The sequence below is a fragment of the Streptomyces sp. NBC_01224 genome (assembly GCF_036002945.1).
Lineage (GTDB): Bacteria > Actinomycetota > Actinomycetes > Streptomycetales > Streptomycetaceae > Streptomyces.
Genome location: NZ_CP108529.1, coordinates 6040952 through 6059779, shown reverse-complemented (window position 1 = coordinate 6059779; position 18828 = coordinate 6040952). Strand labels below are relative to the sequence as shown.

At 69.3% G+C, this 18828-nt stretch carries 20 protein-coding genes; 12 read left to right on the top strand and 8 right to left on the bottom strand.

Annotated elements, in window-relative coordinates:
- The first annotated feature begins 23 nt into the window (after window positions 1-23).
- From OG609_RS27240 to OG609_RS27230, 3 genes are all read left to right on the top strand, one after another.
- On the top strand, window positions 24-1886 hold the full coding sequence (locus OG609_RS27240) for an ABC transporter ATP-binding protein (RefSeq protein ID WP_327275233.1): 1863 nt from the start codon (window positions 24-26) through the stop codon (window positions 1884-1886).
- Window positions 1887-1998: 112 nt separating this feature from the next.
- On the top strand, window positions 1999-2205 hold the full coding sequence (locus tag OG609_RS27235; protein WP_327275232.1) for a hypothetical protein: 207 nt from the start codon (window positions 1999-2001) through the stop codon (window positions 2203-2205).
- A 58-nt stretch (window positions 2206-2263) separates the two neighbouring features.
- Complete coding sequence (locus OG609_RS27230) at window positions 2264-2905, top strand: superoxide dismutase (RefSeq protein ID WP_327275231.1); 642 nt, start codon at window positions 2264-2266, stop codon at window positions 2903-2905.
- 271 nt (window positions 2906-3176) lie between these two features.
- On the opposite strand, the gene OG609_RS27225 is transcribed toward OG609_RS27230, so the two are convergent.
- Window positions 3177-4022 carry a hypothetical protein gene (locus OG609_RS27225; RefSeq protein WP_327275230.1) on the bottom strand — a complete coding sequence of 282 codons (846 nt, stop codon included), beginning with the start codon at window positions 4020-4022 and terminating at the stop codon, window positions 3177-3179.
- Between the two features lie 12 nt (window positions 4023-4034).
- Window positions 4035-4703, bottom strand: coding sequence for an O-methyltransferase (locus tag OG609_RS27220; RefSeq protein ID WP_327275229.1), 669 nt, complete (start codon window positions 4701-4703; stop codon window positions 4035-4037).
- Between the two features lie 78 nt (window positions 4704-4781).
- Between OG609_RS27220 and OG609_RS27215 the strand changes: the two genes are divergently transcribed.
- Together OG609_RS27215 and OG609_RS27210 are read left to right on the top strand one after the other, a co-directional pair.
- A complete protein-coding gene (locus tag OG609_RS27215) occupies window positions 4782-5432 on the top strand; it encodes a CatB-related O-acetyltransferase (RefSeq protein ID WP_327275228.1) in 651 nt (216 codons plus the stop codon).
- On the top strand, window positions 5429-6268 hold the full coding sequence (locus OG609_RS27210; RefSeq protein ID WP_327275227.1) for an MOSC domain-containing protein: 840 nt from the start codon (window positions 5429-5431) through the stop codon (window positions 6266-6268). Before OG609_RS27215 ends, OG609_RS27210 begins: the two co-directional genes overlap by 4 nt.
- Here OG609_RS27210 and OG609_RS27205 read toward each other — a convergent pair.
- Window positions 6258-6464 (bottom strand): DUF397 domain-containing protein, encoded by a 207-nt coding sequence (locus tag OG609_RS27205; protein ID WP_327275226.1) that lies wholly within the window; start codon window positions 6462-6464, stop codon window positions 6258-6260. The two genes, OG609_RS27210 and OG609_RS27205, sit on opposite strands and share 11 nt — an antisense overlap.
- Complete coding sequence (locus OG609_RS27200) at window positions 6464-7315, bottom strand: helix-turn-helix domain-containing protein (RefSeq protein WP_327275225.1); 852 nt, start codon at window positions 7313-7315, stop codon at window positions 6464-6466. The genes OG609_RS27205 and OG609_RS27200 overlap by 1 nt, the downstream gene beginning before the upstream one ends.
- A gap of 235 nt (window positions 7316-7550) precedes the next feature.
- Here OG609_RS27200 and OG609_RS27195 point away from each other — a divergent pair, with 235 nt between their 5' ends.
- Window positions 7551-7955 (top strand): ATP-binding protein, encoded by a 405-nt coding sequence (locus OG609_RS27195; protein ID WP_327275224.1) that lies wholly within the window; start codon window positions 7551-7553, stop codon window positions 7953-7955.
- Window positions 7952-8308 carry a hypothetical protein gene (locus tag OG609_RS27190; protein ID WP_327275223.1) on the top strand — a complete coding sequence of 119 codons (357 nt, stop codon included), beginning with the start codon at window positions 7952-7954 and terminating at the stop codon, window positions 8306-8308. The genes OG609_RS27195 and OG609_RS27190 overlap by 4 nt, the downstream gene beginning before the upstream one ends.
- On the opposite strand, the gene OG609_RS27185 is transcribed toward OG609_RS27190, so the two are convergent.
- Complete coding sequence (locus OG609_RS27185) at window positions 8253-9164, bottom strand: hypothetical protein (protein WP_327275222.1); 912 nt, start codon at window positions 9162-9164, stop codon at window positions 8253-8255. The genes OG609_RS27190 and OG609_RS27185 overlap by 56 nt on opposite strands.
- Before the next feature lie 144 nt (window positions 9165-9308).
- The gene (locus OG609_RS27180; RefSeq protein WP_327275221.1) at window positions 9309-10286 is read right to left on the bottom strand and encodes a winged helix-turn-helix domain-containing protein; all 978 of its coding nucleotides are present in this window, start codon (window positions 10284-10286) and stop codon (window positions 9309-9311) included.
- A 74-nt stretch (window positions 10287-10360) separates the two neighbouring features.
- Here OG609_RS27180 and OG609_RS27175 point away from each other — a divergent pair, with 74 nt between their 5' ends.
- Both OG609_RS27175 and OG609_RS27170 read left to right on the top strand, forming a co-directional pair.
- Window positions 10361-11596, top strand: a complete 1236-nt coding sequence (locus OG609_RS27175; RefSeq protein ID WP_327275220.1) for an MFS transporter — start codon at window positions 10361-10363, stop codon at window positions 11594-11596.
- 177 nt (window positions 11597-11773) lie between these two features.
- Window positions 11774-12700 carry an NADP-dependent oxidoreductase gene (locus OG609_RS27170; RefSeq protein ID WP_327275219.1) on the top strand — a complete coding sequence of 309 codons (927 nt, stop codon included), beginning with the start codon at window positions 11774-11776 and terminating at the stop codon, window positions 12698-12700.
- A 58-nt stretch (window positions 12701-12758) separates the two neighbouring features.
- Here OG609_RS27170 and OG609_RS27165 read toward each other — a convergent pair whose 3' ends face one another.
- On the bottom strand, window positions 12759-13223 hold the full coding sequence (locus OG609_RS27165) for a GNAT family N-acetyltransferase (protein WP_327275218.1): 465 nt from the start codon (window positions 13221-13223) through the stop codon (window positions 12759-12761).
- 76 nt (window positions 13224-13299) lie between these two features.
- Between OG609_RS27165 and OG609_RS27160 the strand changes: the two genes are divergently transcribed.
- Complete coding sequence (locus tag OG609_RS27160) at window positions 13300-13833, top strand: DUF4240 domain-containing protein (RefSeq protein ID WP_327275217.1); 534 nt, start codon at window positions 13300-13302, stop codon at window positions 13831-13833.
- A gap of 54 nt (window positions 13834-13887) precedes the next feature.
- Here OG609_RS27160 and OG609_RS27155 read toward each other — a convergent pair whose 3' ends face one another.
- Window positions 13888-14538 carry a mycothiol-dependent nitroreductase Rv2466c family protein gene (locus OG609_RS27155; protein ID WP_327275216.1) on the bottom strand — a complete coding sequence of 217 codons (651 nt, stop codon included), beginning with the start codon at window positions 14536-14538 and terminating at the stop codon, window positions 13888-13890.
- Window positions 14539-14669: 131 nt separating this feature from the next.
- On the opposite strand from OG609_RS27155, the gene pepN reads away from it, so the two are divergent.
- Window positions 14670-17276, top strand: a complete 2607-nt coding sequence (pepN, locus tag OG609_RS27150) for an aminopeptidase N (protein ID WP_327275215.1) — start codon at window positions 14670-14672, stop codon at window positions 17274-17276.
- Window positions 17277-17623: 347 nt separating this feature from the next.
- Entirely contained in the window at window positions 17624-18694 is a 1071-nt protein-coding gene (locus tag OG609_RS27145) for a hypothetical protein (RefSeq protein WP_327275214.1), read from the top strand.
- The last annotated feature ends 134 nt before the right edge of the window (window positions 18695-18828 follow it).

Genomic DNA, 18828 nt, shown 5'->3' with positions numbered 1-18828 from the left:
GCAATCTTTGAGGAACGCGTCTTATGAGGCGTGTCTCGCTTCATGTGCTGCGGCGGCTGCTGTCGGTGGCCGATGATCCCGACGCAGTCGTCGCCGCCGCGCCGCCCGTGGCGCCGCGTGAGGCGTTTCGGCGGTTCTGGCCCTATACACGCGGTGGCCGGCGCTGGCTCGTTCCGGTAGTCGTCTTCAGCATGGCCGGACCCGTCGTCGACGCGGCCGAGATCTGGCTGTTCAAAGTCGTGGTGGACGACGTCCTCGTTCCGCGCGATCTGCGCCCCTTCCTCTGGATCGCCCTGGCATACGCAGGGCTCATCATCTGTTCCGGCGTTCTGGGATTCGCCGACGATGTGACCTCCACCTGGGTGAGCGAGCATTTCCTGCTGACCCTTCGGTCGGATGTGTTCCGGCACGTCCAGGGCCTCTCACTCGGGTTCTTCGAACGGCGACGGCTGGGGGACGTACTGTCGCGTATCACCGGCGATGTCGACGCGGTCGAGACGTTCCTCCTCTCGGGGGTGGCGGACGGCCTGTACTACGTGATCCGGTTGGGCGTCTTCCTCGGCCTGCTGTTCTACCTGCGGTGGGATCTGACTCTCCTCGCGCTCGTCATCGTGCCGCTCTTCTGGTGGGCGGCCCGGCGCTTCTCCCGGCTGATCAAGGCCGCATCGCGCGAGCGGCGGCGGCGCAGCGGCTCCATCAGCGCGATCGCCGAGGAGTCACTCGGCAACATCGCGCTGGTGCAGGCGTACAACCGGCAGGAGTCGGAGGATCGACGGTTCGAACGCGAGAGTGTGGGCAAGTTCCGCGCGGCGATGACCTCGGCGCGCATCCGCGCCGTCTACGGCCCGATCGTCGACGTCATCGAGCTGGCCGGCGGGCTGGCCGTCATGGGCCTGGGCACATGGAAGTTGGCGCAGGGTCAGCTCACGTTGGGCGGGCTGCTCGTCTTCCTCGCGCTGCTGGGCAATCTCTACAGTCCGATCCGCGACCTGTCCCACCTCGCCAACACGTTCTACGCGGCGTCCGCCTCCGCCGAGCGGATCATCGAGTTGCTCGACCAGCGCCCCCAGGTCGTCGAAGCCGCCGACGCCCGACGGATCGGGCGTGCCCGGGGCGACATCGAGTTCCGCGGCGTCTGCTTCCGCTATCCGGGTACGCCCCGGTGGGCGCTCCTGGACGTGTCGTTCCACGTGACGCCCGGCACGACGCTGGCACTGGTCGGCGCGAGCGGTGCCGGTAAATCCACGGTCGGGAAGCTTCAACTGCGCTTCTACGACCCGGACCGGGGCGCAATCCTTCTCGACGGGACCGATCTGAGGGACCTCCAGCTGTCCGAGCTGCGCGAGAACGTCGCGGTGGTCCTCCAGGAGACGCTGGTCTTCCACGGCACCGTACGGGAGAACATCGCCTACGGCCGCCCGGACGCGTCGGAGGCGGACATCGTCGCGGCGGCCCGCGCCGCCGACGCCCACGACTTCATCCAGCTGCTGCCCGAGGGCTACGACACCCTGGTGGGCCAGCGTGGCCGAACGCTGTCCGGCGGGCAGGCCCAGCGCCTCGCGATCGCCCGCGCGATGATCAGGGACGCACCCGTACTGCTCCTGGACGAACCGACCACCGGCCTGGACGCCCGGTCGGGCCGCCGGATCATGGAACCGCTGCGCCGGCTCATGGCCGGGCGGACCACCATCGTCATCTCCCACAACCTGTTCACCGTCCGCGACGCCACATCCACCGTGGTGCTGGACCGCGGCCGGGTCGTCGAGTACGGAACGCACGAAGACCTGCTCCTGCGCGGCGGAGCCTACGCCCGGCTGCACCGGCTGAACGAAGTGACCGGCCCCGCCCTCGCCGGCCCCCCATCCCCACGGAAGGTTCTCCCATGAGCCGCGCCACAGCCCGGCCGGCCCCGCCGCTCGCCCTCGGAACGAAACCCGTGCCGGGGTACGTGGTCCTGGCACACCTGGCCCGGACCGGCCGGCTCGACCTCTACGACGCGTGGAGCGCCTCCCCCGTGATCTCGCCATGGCCATCGACGGCTGCCTCCGCCCCGACCCGGCAGCCAGGCCCACGATCCCCGAACTCGCCGCCGCTCTCGATGCGACTCCGCCCTGGCAGCGGCGCCGCATCGCTCCGTCCTCGGCCGGCAGGAGAGACGAGTCCTGGTCCGAAGGGCTGATCACCTTCGCCCCCTCCTGCTGCTAGCCTGCTCTTGCACATAGGTTGCAATAACAACAGGACAGCAGCTGGAGGGTTCGACCACATGGCCACGTACACGCTTCCGGAACTCCCGTACGACTACGCGGCGCTCGAACCGGTCATCAATCCACAGATCATCGAGCTCCACCACGACAAGCACCACGCCGCCTATGTGAAGGGTGCGAACGACACCCTGGAGCAGCTGGAGGAGGCACGCGGCAAGGAGGCCTGGGGAGCGATCAACGGGCTCCAGAAGAACCTCGCGTTCCATCTCTCCGGCCACATCCTGCACTCGATCTACTGGCACAACATGACCGGCGACGGCGGCGGCGAGCCCCTCGCGGCCGACGGGGTCGGTGACCTCGCGGACGCGATCACCGAGTCGTTCGGCTCGTTCGCCGGTTTCAAGTCACAGCTGACGAAGGCCGCGGCCACCACTCAGGGTTCCGGCTGGGGCGTCCTCGCGTACGAGCCGGTCAGCGGCAGGCTGATCGTCGAGCAGGTCTACGACCATCAGGGCAATGTCGGCCAGGGCTCCGTCCCGGTCCTGGTCTTCGACGCCTGGGAGCACGCCTTCTACCTCCAGTACAAGAACCAGAAGGTCGACTTCATCGAGGCGATGTGGGCCGTCGTCAACTGGCAGGACGTGGCGAAGCGTTACGCGGCCGCCAAGGAGCGCGCCGACGTACTCCTGCTCGCCCCCTGACCGGGAGGCACGCTCGAACGTCCTGCCTCGTGATCGTCTTCTCAACCTTCACCGGGCAGGCGGATGAAGGGGGGACCCCCGCCTGGACGTGACAGGCGGGGGTCCTTCTGTGCGTCCGACGCCTCAACGGCCTGCGGCGCGCCCCAGCAGCGTGCTCAGCACCTGCTCGGCATGCGTCCAGAGCACCGCCCCGCCCGCATCCGGCACCAGGTGCCGGACCGCGCCCGGGATGCGCGTGACTTTGTTCCGGAGCGCTACTGTCGGCCGGCAGTCAGCCAGAAATCGCGTCCAGCCCCTGCACCTCTTCGGCGCTCACGATGTCCGCACGGTCGGGCTGCTTCACCCGCACCGGCTCGTCGTAATCGTCGAGTTCGAGCAGCACCGGGGCGTCACCGAAACTGAAGTCGATACCCCGGGGCACGGACCCTCCCTTCTCCGGTACGTACACCGACACTTCATCGCCGCCGGAGCCGTGCGTGAGCTGGACGAGCCGCTCGCCGGCCCTGGTGCCCGGATTGCCCACTTCCTTGGCGCTGCTCACCTTTCCCGGAACCCCCGCGAACGCCTGGTCCAGCGCGCACAGGATCACACTCGGGAACTGCAACAGCTCACGGGCCGGGTACTCGACGTACTTTCCACGGGCCCTCTTGACCGCTTTCTCGACGGTGGCGACCTTGTCCGGCACGAAGGATTTCGCGAAGGAGCGAATGATCTCCAGACCTGCGTCGTCGTAGGCCACCCAGCCACGGTCACCGATGATGACAACCTTGGTGGTGATGACCCTGGTGGTGGTACCCGGCTCCGTGTACGTGCCGACGCAGTTCCCCTGCCGATCGGCGTGCAGGTCGACCTTCCTCGTCATGTCTCCCCGGAACTCGCCCTTCAGTCCGAGGGACCGGTAGCCCTTGAGCAACGCAAGCGATTCACTCATTCGCCGATCCGCGCTCATGGAGGCCGCGGCCGACGGCTTGCCGTCCCCGGCCCGGCTGCCGCCGTCGCCGCATCCGGCCATCGCGCCCATCATCGCGGCAACGGACAGAACCGCCGCCGCCCTTCTCCCGATCCCCACCCCGGGCACCCCCCACTCCTTGGCCGCCCACATTGATCGCGCAAGCATCCCATGAGGATGTCAGCCGGTGACCAGCGCCATCATCAGCCCGTCGTAGCCCTTGCTCCCGACGGTCTGCAGCGCGGTCGCGGTCAACGTCGGCTCGGCCGCGACGAGTTCGGTGAACCGGCGCACACCCTGCACCTTCGGGTCGTCACTCCCGCCGTCGACCACCTCGCCGTCGCGTACGACGTTGTCGGCGATGATCAGGCTGCCGGGCCGGGTCAGTTTCAGCGACCAGGCCAGGTAGTCGGGGTTGCTCGGCTTGTCGGCGTCGATGAACACGACGTCGAACGGCCCGTGCCCCTCCGCCGCGAGCTCCGGCAGTGTGTCGAGAGCGCGGCCGACCCGGATCTCGACGATCTCCGACAGACCGGCGCGCTCGATGTTCGCGCGCGCGATCTCGGCACACTCCGGATCGAATTCGAGCGTCACGAGTTTGCCACCCTCGGGCAGCGCGCGGGCCAGCCAGATGGTGCTGTAGCCGCCCAGGGTACCGATCTCCAGCACGGTGCGCGCCCCCTGGAGCCGGGCCAGCAGGTTCAGCAGCTTGCCCTGGTTGGCGGCGACCTGGATCGCCGGGAGCCCTGCCGCTTCACTGGCCTCCACGGCCGCGTCCAGGACTTCGTCCGGGCCCACCAGCAGGCCGTTGAAGTAGTCGTCGACCTCGGTCCACTGCGCCAGCGTCACGGCAGGTTCCTCTTTCGATATCGCGCGAGTTCCTAAAAGGAACTTACATGACGCGAGGTGAATGAGATGATGGGCGCCATGAGTTCCGTTCCCGCCGACCCCACCGTTCTGCACCCGATGCCCGGCCAGCTCCGGGTCGTCCAGCTGAAGCCCCTGGTGAAGTCCGAACTGATCGAAGTCGGCGACTACTCGTACTACGACGACCCCGACGACGCGACCGCGTTCGAGACCCGCAATGTGCTGTATCACTACGGCCCGGAGAGGCTCGTCATCGGGAAGTTCTGCGCGCTGGGGACCGGAGTGCGGTTCATCATGAACGGCGCCAACCACCGGATGGACGGCCCGTCCACGTTCCCGTTCCCCACCATGGGCGGCTCCTGGGCCGAGCACTTCGATCTGCTGGCCGGGCTGCCGGGCCGGGGTGACACGGTCGTCGGCAACGACGTCTGGTTCGGCTACAACTCCATGGTGATGCCGGGCGTACGGATCGGGCACGGCGCGATCATCGGCGCCGGCGCGGTCGTCGTCGGTGACGTGCCCGACTACGGCATCGTCGGCGGCAATCCGGCCAGGCTGATCCGTACCCGGTACGACGACGAGACCATTGCCCGGCTCCTCGCCGTCGCCTGGTGGGACTGGCCCACCGAGCACCTCACCCGGCACATCCGCACCATCATGTCCGGCAGCGTCGAGGACCTCGAAGCGGCTGCCCCGGAGGGGACATCGTGACGATCACTGTTCGAGAGCTCGCCTACTACCCGGTCAAGGGCTGCGCCGGGATCACGGTCGATTCCGCGCGGGTCGGTACAACCGGCCTTGAGCACGACCGGACATTCATGGTCGTGGACGCGGCGGACGGCTCATTCCGCAGCCAGCGCACCCACCCCGCGATGGCCGCGATCAACGTCGAAGTCCTGGACGCAGGCGAGACGTTGACCCTGACGGCCGCCGACGTCGAACCACTCCACCTCGGTGTCGACCCGCACGGCCCACGCCTCGACGTCAGCATGTTCGACCGCCCGCTCGGCGCGGCCGTCGACCAGGGGGACGAGGTCGCGGAATGGTTCTCCGACGCGCTCGGCGCGAAGTCCCGTCTGGTACGGGTGGCGCCCGGCTTCGACCGGGACGGCTGGGGTGACACCCCCGGCAAGGTCAACTTCGCCGACGCCCACGCGGTGCTGGTCGCCTCGACGGCCTCCCTGGACGGCCTCAACACCCGCATCGCCGCCCGGGGCGACGCCGAGCCGGTGCCGATGAACCGCTTCCGCGCCAACATCGTGTTGACCGGCAACGACGAGCCGCACTTCGAGGACCGGGTACGCCGGATGTCTCTCGGCACGACGGAACTCGCCTACTCGGTACGGGCCATGCGGTGCAACGTCCCACTCGTCGACCAGGAGACCGGCCGTCGCGCGGGCCCGGAACCGGTCCGCACCCTCGCGACGTACCGGCGCGAGCCGGAGTACAAGAACAAGGTGAGCTTCGGCGCGAAGAACGCGGTGGTCCGCGAGGGCGTGGTGACCGTCGGGGACGTGGCCGAGGTCACGGACTGGCTCAGCGCGTGAAGGCCCCGCCCTTCACCCCGTCGACGAACGCGGCCCACCCCTCGGGCGCGTAGAACTGGAGCCCGCCGTCGCGGTTCTTGCTGTCCCGGACAGCCCGGCCGCCGTCGGCGGTGTGGGCGACCTCGACGCAGTCCTGCTGCCCTCCCTGAGAGGCGCTGGACTTCTTGAACTCGGTGACGATCTGCTGGTTCCTCATTACTGCTCTTTCTCGCTCTCAGGGATGCTTGCGATGTGCTCACGCAGGAAGGTGAGCGATTGTGCGGGCGTCAGCGCCGCCGATCTGAGGGCTTCGAAGATCTGCGCATGCGTGGCCATCTCTTCAAGGTCCTCGATGATGACGGTGCTCGTCGTGCTGTCGAAAGCGACCGCTTCCGGGGCGGGTTCAGGACCGAAGTTGAACATGACGAAGTGCGACGCCATATGCGCGGCCTCCCACTCCGTGGCCGGGAGCATCTGAACGCTGACATTTTGCCGTTGCGCCACGTTCAGGATGTGCAGGAGCTGGTCGCGATGCGCTTTCGCGGAAGGCATCGGGGCCGTGAGCGCGGGCTCCCAAATGACTGCCGCGAACCGGGCACCATGCTCCTCGATCACCTTCCTGCGCGTCTGACGAATGGCCACCATTTCGTCAACCGCCTCGGGCGTATGAACCTTCAGGCCGGCACCGAGCAGAACCCTGAGGTAGTCGTCCGTCTGCAGAAGTCCCGGCAGGAACAACGGTTGCCAGGTACGGATGTACGTCGCGTCGGATTCGAGCGTGATGAAGTCCGCATACTCCGGCTTGGCCGCCCATTCATAGTTGAGCCACCATCCACGCTTGTTGGAAGCCCGCGCCAGTTGCTCCAACTGCTGGTACACGGCCCTGTCTTCCACCCCGTACAGCTCCAGGAGCAGTCGGACATCACCGGGGCGCGCCGAGACCTGTCCGGCCTCGATCCGACTGATCTTGGCCTTCGATCCCACGATGTGGTCGGCAGCATGGTGCTGGTCGAGCTTCGCCGCCTCGCGATACCTCCTGAGCGCCGCACCGAGCCGCCTGCTGCGCACAGTAGGGCGTCCACCTGCAGGCATGTCCCCTCCTCTTACTCCATGTGACCAGTCTGCACGTCAACGGACGCTACACGCCAGGCGCTTGAGACCCTCAGCAATATGCAAATTCTCGATGTAGTTCGATTGCATAAAACAGAAGTCTCGCTCTAGCGTGGAGCGCGTCACAGCAAGTGTCCTTCTGGGCGCACTGAGTGACTGTCAATCCTGCCTGCCCACCGACCTTGGGGGACCCATGTCCGGGCGCACGCGCATCAAGAGATTCCGGGCCCGCAGGGACTCCGTCCCCGCCGCCCGACGCCACGTCGGATACGTCCTGAGCGAGTGGAGACTCGGCGGGCTCATCGACGACACCGCCCTTCTCGCAAGCGAGTTGAGCACCAACGTCATCAACCACGCCAAAGGGACCGGCGACTACTTCGAGCTGGGCTTACGCCGTCGCAACGGCACGCTCATCCTGGAGGTGTCCGACTCGTACCAGTGGCGGATGCCCGAACTCCGCAACCCCACGCTCGACGACCTCTCCGGCCGGGGCCTGGTCATCGTGGACGCGATCGCTGCGAAGTGGGGCGTACGGCCGCGCGACCCCGGCAAGACCGTCTGGGTGCATCTGGCCATCGGTCAAGCGAAGTTGACATGAGACAGCTCCTCAAGACCGTCTGGCGCTGCGAGGTCACCGTCGACGGGCTACTCGTACGGGCCGAGCACGCCGTCACCCCCACGCAGGCGCTGATCAGCTTGCGGGTCTCCGTACGGACCCTGCTCTCCGGGTTCGACGCGGAGAACCGCGACCGCACCTTCCGCTGGCTCGACCACGGCCAGTGGGAGGCCGTCATACGGCTCAAAGCCGGCGAGCCGTACGCCTACACGGCACGGGCGGGTGCCAGCGTGATCAACTGGTCCGCGCGCCCCGTGCGGGCCTTGCCCGCAGCCACGGTCACCGTGATTCCGTGTCGAGGGAATCCGCGATGTGGGACAGGACGGACCAGGTGATCGCCTTCCGGCACCGGCTCAGGCCCTTGGTTTCGATGTACAGGGTGTTGTCCCCGCCGACCCGGTAGTTCTCCCGGCGACCGTCCGCCTTGAGCTTGATGCCCTCCATGCGGCGCCGCAGGTGGGGAATGGTGATGGCGACCTGGTCGTCGTCCACGGTCAGCCGGGTGACCTCGTCCCACGGGATCTCGTCGGCGGCGCCGTTGACGTGCAGGTAGGTATCGCCGATCTCGAAGGGGTCGTACCGGACCTTGCCTCCCTCGGCGGCCAGTTCGTGCACGTCGTGCCGCACACGCGCCTCGACGACGCGGTCGATGATTTCGCCGAACATCGGCGTCAGGTTGCCCGGGGAGCGCAGGAACGTGCGCAGGAGGCCCGCGCCGACGTCGGTCAGGAAGTAGTTGCCGGACAGTTCACGGGCTCCCTGGCCGGTCGCCGTCCACAGGCGCGCGACGATCTTGTCCGAGATCGGCCGGGAGGATCCGCCGAGGTACGTGACCTCGTGGGAGAGGACGACGTCGTGGAAATCCTCCCAGCGGTGCGCCCACCGCACCTTGCGCCGGCCCCGGTAGACGATTCCGTCCTCGTGCAGGATCAGCCACGAGGCGAGGGAGTGGGTCAGCTCGTACACGCCCCAGACGAACAACAGGAGGCAGATGACGTCGAATATGAGGTGCCCGGTGCCCGGCATGGAGTCGGGTATGCCGCCGAACAGCAGGAAGGCGACGGGTGGGACGACGGTCAGGCCGAGCTTGCCCATCGTCGGGCGTTCCCGGTAGCGGGCGAGGACCGGACCCAGTTCGGCCGGATCCACCGTCCGCCGCTGTTCGCCGCTCCTCTTGTCCTGATCTGCCATGATCCCTCTCCATGACCTGATTCGACATCACATCACCTTGAAAGCAAGCGAGTTCAGCTCCCAACTGTCGCCTGCCGTGTCCCGGCTCCCATACTCCTCCCGCAGCCTAAGCCCGCCCCCAGCGGCCAAAACGCCCGCACCCCCTCAGTCGTGGCGCCGCGCCTCCACCAGCACGTCACCCACGTCCGTGCGGAAGTACAGCACCGACCGACCGGCCCTGCGGCGGTCCGCCAGGCCCGCGTCCAGAAGGACCTTGAGGTGGCGGCCCACCGAGCCCAGCCCCTGGCCGGTCAGGGCCACCAGCTGGGTGGTGCTCTTCGGGCTGGAGAGGAGAACGAGGACGGCTGCCCGAGCGGGGCCGAGCAGGCGGCCCAGGCTGTCGGGCACCTGCGCCCGCCCCGCATCGGCCAGGGCGCCCGAGCAGGGGTAGACGACCGCGTACCGCTCGGCGTCGTCGTCCCAGGACACCCAGCCCGTGCGTTGGGTGACCGGGACGAACAGCAGCCGCGCACCCGCCAGTTGCTTAGGCGGATAGTCGTGCGCGTTGATCTGGAGCCGGCTCCCGCCGAGCCACCGCATTCCCGGGCGCAGGCCGCTCAGGGCGGCGGCCCAGCCGCCCTGGCTCAGCTGTCCGGTCCGCGCGACGACGTCCGCCTCGATGATCCGGCGGCGGCGCGGCCAGTCCGGCAGCACGGTGTGCCGCCAGACCCAGTGCAGGACATCGGCGGTGCGTTGCGCCAGGTCGTCGCGGTCCAGGAGCTCCGGGAGCGGACGGCCGCCGAGCGACACCGCCAGGTCCGCTCGGGCGCGCTCGGGCGTGGTCGCCCGGACGGGGGCCAGCTCCTCCTCGAAGGACGGGGCGCCCTCACCCGTCGGCGTGGGCGTGATGAAGTCCGCGTTCCAGCTGCCGCCGAGGGCCGCCGGTACGAGACGGGCGGCGACCGGGTCGGCGGCCTGGCGTGCGCGGTAGGCCGGCAGATGGGCGTCGAGCCAGGCCCGTTCGCCGGGGTGCTCGGGCCGGCCCCTCTCCAGGGAGTTCAGGGCGGAGATGGTCTCGGCGAGCGGTGAGACGACGAACCGGCTCCCGGCCAGCGTGTCCGTGTTGATCTGCCACAGGCCCACGACGTCATGCCTCCACGTTTCGCCTCCTCGCGAAAGAGTAACGGTCGCCGTGGACGGCCACTGAGACTCCCCGCATGCGCACCTACCGGGAACTCTTCCGAACGCCGCAGTTCAGACCGCTCTTCGCAACCAGTGCCGTGCAGGTCGCCGGGTCGACGATGAGCGGGCTGGCCCTCGGCACCCTCGTCTACGCCGCGACCGAATCGCCGCTGCTCGCCGCCCTGTCCATGTTCGGCTCCTCCCTCGCCCAGGTGATCGGCGCGACCGTGCTGATGTCGGCGGCGGACCGGCTGCCGCCACGTGCCGCGATGACCGGCATGGCGCTCGCCTTCGGGCTGGCCACCGCCGTCCTCGCCGTCCCCGGGCTTCCGCTGCCGGTGGTGTTCGCGATCATCCTGATGGAGGGTGTGGTCGCCGCGGTGGGCGGCGGCGTGCGGTACGGCCTGCTCAATGAGGTGCTGCCCAAGGACGGCTATCTGCTGGGGCGTTCCGTACTGAACATGTGCGTCGGCCTGATGCAGATCGGCGGTTTCGCGCTCGGCGGGCTGCTGGTGACTGTGCTGTCCGCGCGCGGCACGCTGCTCGTCGCCGCCGCCCTGTATCTGATGGGTGCGGCCGTGGCCCGGTTCGGGCTGGCCCGCCGTCCGCCGCGCGCCGCCGGGCGGCCGTCGGTCGCGCAGACGTGGCGGACCAATGCCGTTCTGTGGTCCTCGGGCCCGCGCCGCCGGGTCTACCTCGCGCTCTGGGTGCCGAACGGGCTGATCGTCGGCTGCGAGTCGCTGTTCGTCCCGTACGCCCCCGAACACGCGGGGCTCCTCTTCGCCTTCGCCGCGCTGGGGATGCTCGTCGGGGACACGGTGGTGGGCCGGTTCGTCGCACAGCGTTGGCGGGGGCGGCTGGCCATGCCGATGCAGCTGGTCCTGGCCGCCCCGTATCTGCTCTTCGCCGCGCGACCGGCGCTGCCCATGGCGTTCGCTCTGACCGCGCTCGCCTCGGTCGGGTTCTCGGCGAGTCTGCTGTTCCAGGAGCGGCTGATGGCCCTGACCCCGGAGGAGATGACCGGTCAGGCTCTCGGACTGCACTCCTCCGGCACGCTCACCATGCAGGGCGTCGCGGCCGCGCTCGCGGGCACCATCGCCCAGCGGACCTCGCCGGGGACGGCGATGACCGTGATGGCGACGGCCTCACTCGCGGTCACCCTGGCCCTGGCCGCGGCCGGACGCCGGGCTGCGGGAGCGGTGAATGGTGTGGAGCCCCACGGGCCTTCGGAACCGGTGGACGTCACGGGTTCTGCTGGTCGACGAGCGTGACCGGCTCCTGCTGCTGTGCGGCAGGGACCCGAGGCGGGACCGCGCCCAGTGGTGGTCGTCGTCCGGGGTGAACTCGGGTGCCCCGTCGGGCCATCGCTCGGTAGTTTTGGCTGCGTCCTGGCGGAGCATCCGCGCTCCTGACCGGTCTCGGTAAAACCCAATTGGGCAAAGGAAAACATGTTAAAGACGTATCGCGCTGTGCAGTTCACGGAGTACGGCGGACCCGAGGTATTGCACGTTGTGGACCGCGAGGTGCCGCGCCCAGGTCCTGGGGAGGTGCTGGTCGAGGTCCGGGCTGCCGGGGTGAATCCGCTGGACTGGCAGCTGCGCAGCGGGGCCGTCGCGGCCATGATGCCGGTGAAGTTCCCCGCGGTGCCCGGGGGCGACGTAGCCGGTGTCGTCGCGGACGTCGGCAAGGACGTGGCCGACTTCGCTGCGGGTGACGAGGTCTTCGGTTCGATCGGCTTCGGCAGCTACGCCGAGTTCGTACTGGCCCCCGCGGCGCAGATTGCGCGAAAGCCCGGAAACGTGCCCTGGGAGATCGCGGCCGGACTGCCGGTGGCCGCCAACACGGCATACCAGGCACTCTGCGACCTCGATGTGAAGGCCGGGGAGACTCTGGTCGTGGACGGGGCCGCCGGCGGTGTCGGGTCCGTGGCCGTGCAGATCGCCAGGCATCTCGGCGCGGCTGTGATCGGTACGGCAAGCGAGCGCAACCACGCGTACCTGCGTTCGCTCGGCGCCGAGCCCGTGACCTACGGCGAGGGGCTCGCCGAGCAGGTCCGCACCATCGCGCCGAACGGCGCGGACGCGGCATTCGACGCCGCAGGAAAGGGCTCGTTGCCGGCACTCGTCGACGTGACGGGCGGGCCGGAACGCGTGGTCACCATCGCCGACCACCGGGCGGAGGAACACGGCGTGCGCTTTGTGTTCGCCGGCGCCGGTGCGATCCGTGAGCGTCTTGAGCAGGCAGCCGCGCTGGTCGTGAACGGCGAACTCACCCTGTCGGTGGCACGGACGTACTCGCTGTCCCAGGCAGCCGACGCTCACCGGGAGAGCGAAGGCGGCCACGTACGCGGCAAATTGATCATCGTGCCGGACTGACGTAGGTACGCCTGCCCCGGCAGCGCCTGATGGCCCTGTCCTGGCCACCGGCAGGGGGTCACCGCGACGTGAGGGTGAATTCCAGCAGCGGCAGTTCACGGCCCAAGATCGAGCCCGACGGGATCGCCCCGATCCGTACCGCGCCCATCGCCAGGTAGAACGGCTCCGCGTTCGGGTCGGCGTCGATGGTGAAGCGTGCGAAGCCGAGGCGGCGGGCCTCCGTCACGGTGTGCTCGAAGAGGAGCCGGCCGATACCCCGGCCCAGGGCGTCCGGGGCGACGAACATCATGCCGAGGGCGCCCTCGGGCGGGGCGCCGTCCAGGGTGGTGAAGCCCAGGACGCGGCCGTCCTCCTCGGCGACCGTGGTGCGGCGACGGTCGATGTCCGCCGGGTGCATGGTGAGTTCGTCGCGGCAGGCGGCGAGGAACGCCTCGTCGTAGCCCCAGTGGGCCTTCGATGCCAGGGCCAGCTCGGTCAGTGCCGCGGCCTCGGACCGCCGTGCCGGTCGTACGTTCGTGTCCACCCGAATCCCTTCCCTCAGCCCCCTCGGCAGCTCGCCGCACCCGAGACTGTCAGACCTCTCCGGCATGCTGCACCGCATGGACACCACGGACTTCTGGAATCTGATCGACGACGCCCGCGCACAGGTCACCGGCCCGGAGGATGCGGAGGCCGTCGTCGAGCGGGCCTCCGCGCTGCTCGCCGCCCGGCCCCGGGAGGAGATCGTCGCCGCGCAGCAGCTTCTCTGGGACCTGATGGCCGCTTCCTACCGGGCTCCGCTCTGGGCGGCGGCGTACACGATCAACGGGGGCTGTTCCGACGACGGCTTCGACTACTTCCGGGGCTGGCTGATAGCGCAGGGGCGCGAGGTGTTCGAGCAGGTCGTCGCCGATCCGGACACGCTGGCCGAACTGCCGGTGATCAGGGCCGCGGCGCCCGAGGGAGAGGAGATGGAGTGCGAGCGGACGCTCGGGATCGCCTGGGACGCGCATCGGGCTGCGACGGGTGAGGACATGCCCGACGACTCGTTCACGATCGACTATCCCGGCCTGGACCCGGAGTGGGACTTCGACTTCGACGACGCGGAGCGGGTGGCGCTGCGGCTGCCGAAGCTGGACGCGTTGTACGCGTAGGTGAGGGGTGCGGGGTCCGGACGGCGGCCGGACCCCGCACCGCATCGTGTGCGATCAGTCGAAAATGGGGCCCTGGGTCCGGGTCCGCTTGATCTCGTAGAAGCCGGGGATCGACGCCACCAGCAGCGTGCCGTCCCACAGCTTCGCCGCCTCCTCGCCCTTCGGGGCGGGGGTGACGACCGGGCCGAAGAAGGCGATCTGCTCGCCGTCCGAGCCCGGGACGGCGATGACCGGGGTGCCGACGTCCTGGCCGACCTTGTCGATGCCCTCCTTGTGGGAGGCGCGCAGCTCGGCGTCGTACGCGTCCGAGTCCGCGAAGTCCGCCAGCTCGGCCGGCAGGCCGACGTCCTGGAGCGCACCCACGATCGCCTCGCGGGTGGGACCCTCGCCCTGGTTGTGGAAGCGGGTGCCGAGCGCGGTGTAGAGCGGGCCGACGATCTCGTCGCCGTGCTTCTGCTGGGCGGCGATGACGACGCGTACCGGGCCCCAGGCCTTGTTCTCCAGGAGGTCGCGGTACTCCTCCGGCAGCTCGTCGAGCTTGTCCTCGTTGAGAACGGCAAGGCTCATCACATGCCAGCGGACCTCGACGTCACGGACCTTCTCCACCTCCAGCATCCAGCGGGAGGTCATCCAGGCCCAGGGGCAGAGGGGATCGAACCAGAAATCGGCAGGGGTCTTGCCGGTCGCCGTGCTGTTGTCAGACATATCTCTCCTCTTAAGGGCATTCGCACCTGTGCGCGAGAACGCCTCAGGGCGCACCGGCCATTCCCGCATGCCCGGCCGAGTGGCGACATGGGAGGATCAAACTATTCGAACGTGACACAAAGGAGTGTGCCGTGCCCGGTGAGAACCTGTCCCGCGACGAGGCCCGCGTGCGGGCCGAGCTGCTGAGCGTCGACGGTTACGAGGTCGCTCTCGATCTGCGTTCCGCCGTCGGTGGGCCCGAAGGGGACGGCGACGGGGCCTCCTCCGGTCCGCGGACCTTCCGCTCGGTGACCACGATCCGGTTCCGCACCGCACGGGCGGGGGCGTCGACCTTCGCGGATCTGGTGGCGCCGAGCGTGAACACGGTGACGCTGAACGGGCAGCCGCTCGACCCCGCCGTCGTCTTCGACGGGACGCGGGTGGCGCTGGAGGAGCTGCCGGAGGGCGACAACGTCCTGGTGGTCGACGCGCAGTGCGCGTACAGCCGGACAGGCGAGGGGATGCACCGGTTCGTCGACCCGGAGGACGGCGAGGTCTACCTCTACACGCAGTACGAGCCGGCCGACTCGCGGCGGGTCTTCGCGAACTTCGAGCAGCCCGACCTGAAGGCCCCCTTCCGCTTCGAGGTGACGGCGCCCGAGGGCTGGACGGTCTGGAGCAACGGCGCCGAGGAGTCGCGGGACGGCGAGGTGCGGCGGTTCGCCGAGACGAAGCCGATCTCGACGTACATCACGGCGATCGTGGCCGGTCCGTACCACTACGTCACCGACTCCTACACCCGCACGTTCGACGACGGTACGGAGCTGGAGATCCCGCTCGGCGCGCTGTGCCGCAAGGGCCTCGCCCGGCACTTCGACGCGGACGACGTCTTCCTCGTCACCAAGCAGGGCCTGGACTTCTTCCACGACAACTTCGACTACCCGTACCCGTTCGGGAAGTACGACCAGGCGTTCGTGCCCGAGTACAACCTCGGCGCGATGGAGAACCCGGGCTGTGTCACGTTCCGCGAGGAGTACATCTTCCGCGGCAAGGTGACGCAGGCGTCGTACGAGAGCCGGGCCAACGTCATCCTGCACGAGATGGCGCACATGTGGTTCGGCGACCTCGTCACCATGCAGTGGTGGGACGACCTGTGGCTGAAGGAGTCGTTCGCCGACTTCATGGGCGTCTTCGCCATGGTCGAGTCGACCCGCTTCAAGGACGGCTGGATCACCTTCGCCAACAACCGCAAGTCCTGGGCGTACCGCGCCGACCAGTTGCCGTCCACGCACCCGATCACGGCCGACATCCGTGACCTGGAGGACGCCAAGCTCAACTTCGACGGCATCACCTACGCCAAGGGCGCCTCCGTGCTGAAGCAGCTGGTGGCGTACGTGGGGCGGGACGCGTTCCTGGAGGGCGCCCGGCGCTACTTCAAGAAGCACGCCTACGGCAATACTCAGCTGGGCGATCTGCTGTCCGTCCTGGCCGAGACGTCCGGGCGGGACATGACCACCTGGTCCCGGTCGTGGCTGCAGACCGCGGGCGTCAACTCGCTGACCCCGGTGGCGACGTACGACTCGGCGGATCGGATCACGGAGCTGGCGGTTCTCCAGGAGGCGGCCGCTTCCCACCCGGAGCTGCGGCCGCACCGGGTCGCGGTCGGCCTGTACCGGCGGGCCGCCGACGGCAACCTGGTGCGGTACGCGCGCGCCGAGGTGGATGTGGCGGGACCGCGCACGGTGGTCGGGGAGCTGGCGGGAGCCGAGCGGCCCGAGCTGATCCTGGTCAACGACGACGACCTCACGTACTGCAAGGTCCGCTTCGACGAGGTGTCCCTGGCCACGCTGCGGGCGCACCTCGGTGACATGACCGATCCCCTGGCGCGGGCGCTGTGCTGGTCCGCGCTGTGGAACCTGACCCGGGACGGGCTGATGCCGGCCCGTGACTTCATCTCCCTCGTACTGTCCTTCTCCGGCCGGGAGTCCGACATCGGCGTCCTGCAGATGCTGCACGCCTGGACCCGGACCGCGCTGGTCCACTACGTCGCCCCCGGGTGGCGCGAGGAGGGCGGCCGGGCGCTGGCCGAGGGTGCGCTGCGGGAGCTGCGGATCGCCGAGCCGGGCAGCGAGCACCAGCTGGCCTGGGCGCGGTTCTTCGCGTCGGTCGCCGACTCGGACACGGACTTCCAGCTGCTGTCCGGGCTGCTCGACGGTTCGGCCCGGATCGACGGGCTGGACGTCGACCAGGAACTGCGGTGGGCGTTGCTGTCCCCGCTGGCCGCGCACGGAGGGGCCGACGAGTCGGTGATCGACGCCGAACTGGCCCGCGACGACACGGCGTCCGGGAAGAGGCACCAGGTGCGGTGCCTGGCCTCGCGGCCCTCGGCTGCGGTGAAGGCACAGGCCTGGGCGGGAGTCGTGGAGTCGGAGGCGCTGTCCAACGCGTTGGTGGAGGCGACGATCACGGGGTTCGAGCAGTCGTCGCAGCGGGAGTTGCTGGCGCCGTACGCGGAGAAGTACTTCGAGGCGATCGAGCGGGTGTGGGCCGAGCGGTCGATCCAGATCGGCGTGATCGTGGTCAAGGGTCTGTTCCCGGCGCTCCAGGACGATCCGTCGACGCTCGCGGCGACGGACGCGTGGCTGACCGCGCACGAGGACGCGGCGCCGGCGCTGCGGAGGCTGGTGCTGGAGGCCCGGGACGATCTGGCTCGGGCGTTGCGGGCGCAGGAGTGTGACGCGGCGGTGGCCGGGGTCTGACGGGTGCGCCTTGGCCGGGCGCTCCGGCTTTGTCCTCAAACGCCGGACGGGCTTGCTTCTCTGGCCCGTCCGGGGTGGGGGGCTCGTCGGGGCACCCGGCAACCCGGCAACGGTTCCGTCCTCAAGCGCCGGACAGGCTTGAAGGGGCCGCCGGCGCCGCCGTCGACAACCTGACGGTCGCGGTGCCGATCGCACCGCCCGTACTGGAGGCGGGCGTGCGATCCCCGGCGGCGGGCCAGGCCTTTTCGGTTGTCGAACATGCGCACTTCAGGGCGACGTTGTCCTGAATTGTCGACGGGCGTGTAACAGGGGTTAGCGGCAGGGCCGTGTGCGGGATACCCCGGAGCATGACCCAGAACTCCCCGCTCTCCCCCTGTCACCTCCCCGTCGCCGGTGACGCCCGTCAACGCGTGCTGTCCGCAGCACAGTTGAGGGCGCACGGCGTGTCCGCCGCGGAGGTCGCCGCACGGTGCAGGACCGGTGGGCCGTGGCAGCAGCCGCTGCCCGGCGTGTACGTCCTGCACCCGGGACCGCCCACCGGCGAGGAACGGCTGCGTTCCGCCCTGCTGTACGCGGGTCGGCCACCGGCCTCCGGCCGCCGGGGCGTACCCGCGCAGCCCGGGCCGGACACGGAGCCCGAGTACGGCGAGGCCATGGTCACGGGGCTTGCCGCGCTCGCCCTGTACGGCTTCGCGGCCGCGCCGCCGCCCGCGTCGTCGGACCGGATCGATGTACTGGTGCCGCGCATCCGGCGACTGCGCTCGGTCCGGTACGTACATCTGGTGCGGGCCTCCGAGCCGCCCCGCCCCGAGCAGGTGCACGGCTTGCCCGTGGCCCCGGTGGAGTGGGCGCTTGCCGACGCGGTCGCCGGGCTCGGGGACGCCCCGGCCGTACGACGTCTGCTCACCGAGGCGGTCCGCGGCGGGCACTGCGAGCCGGCCGCTGTCGTACGCGAGTTGAGCCGGGCCGGACTGCTGGACCGCCCCCATGTGGTGAACGCCGTCGACTCGTTGCTCGCCGAGGGCCGGGCACTGGCGGAGGGCCGACTGTACGACATGGTGCGGATGTACGGCCTGCCGGAGCCGCTCTGGAACGTGGACCTGCGGCTGCCCGGCGGCCCGCATCTGGGCGGAGTGGACGCCTACTGGCTCGAGGAGGCGGTCGCCGTGGTGCTCGACACCAGGGCGCCACGGCACAGCAGGCTCGACGACGACCGGCGCCAGGAGGATCACGACGCGCAGTGGTCCGCGTACGCCGCCAAGCGGGAACACCTGGAGCGGCTCGGCGTCACCGTCGTCCACCTCTCGCCGAAGAAGCTCCGCGAGGCGCGGGAGCAGCAGGCGGTCGTGGTGCGTACGGCGCTGATGGCGGCGGCCGACCGTGAACCGGCCGCGTATGTGATGATCCTGCCTCGTTGAGGACGGGCCACAGCGGCCACTTATTCACCGTTTCGCCCCTGATGGCGCATCAGCACCACTGGCGGAAGCCCGCCATGTCCACATCTCGCCCCCTGCAACTCTCCACAAACCCCTGTCATTTACGAAAGGGTGAG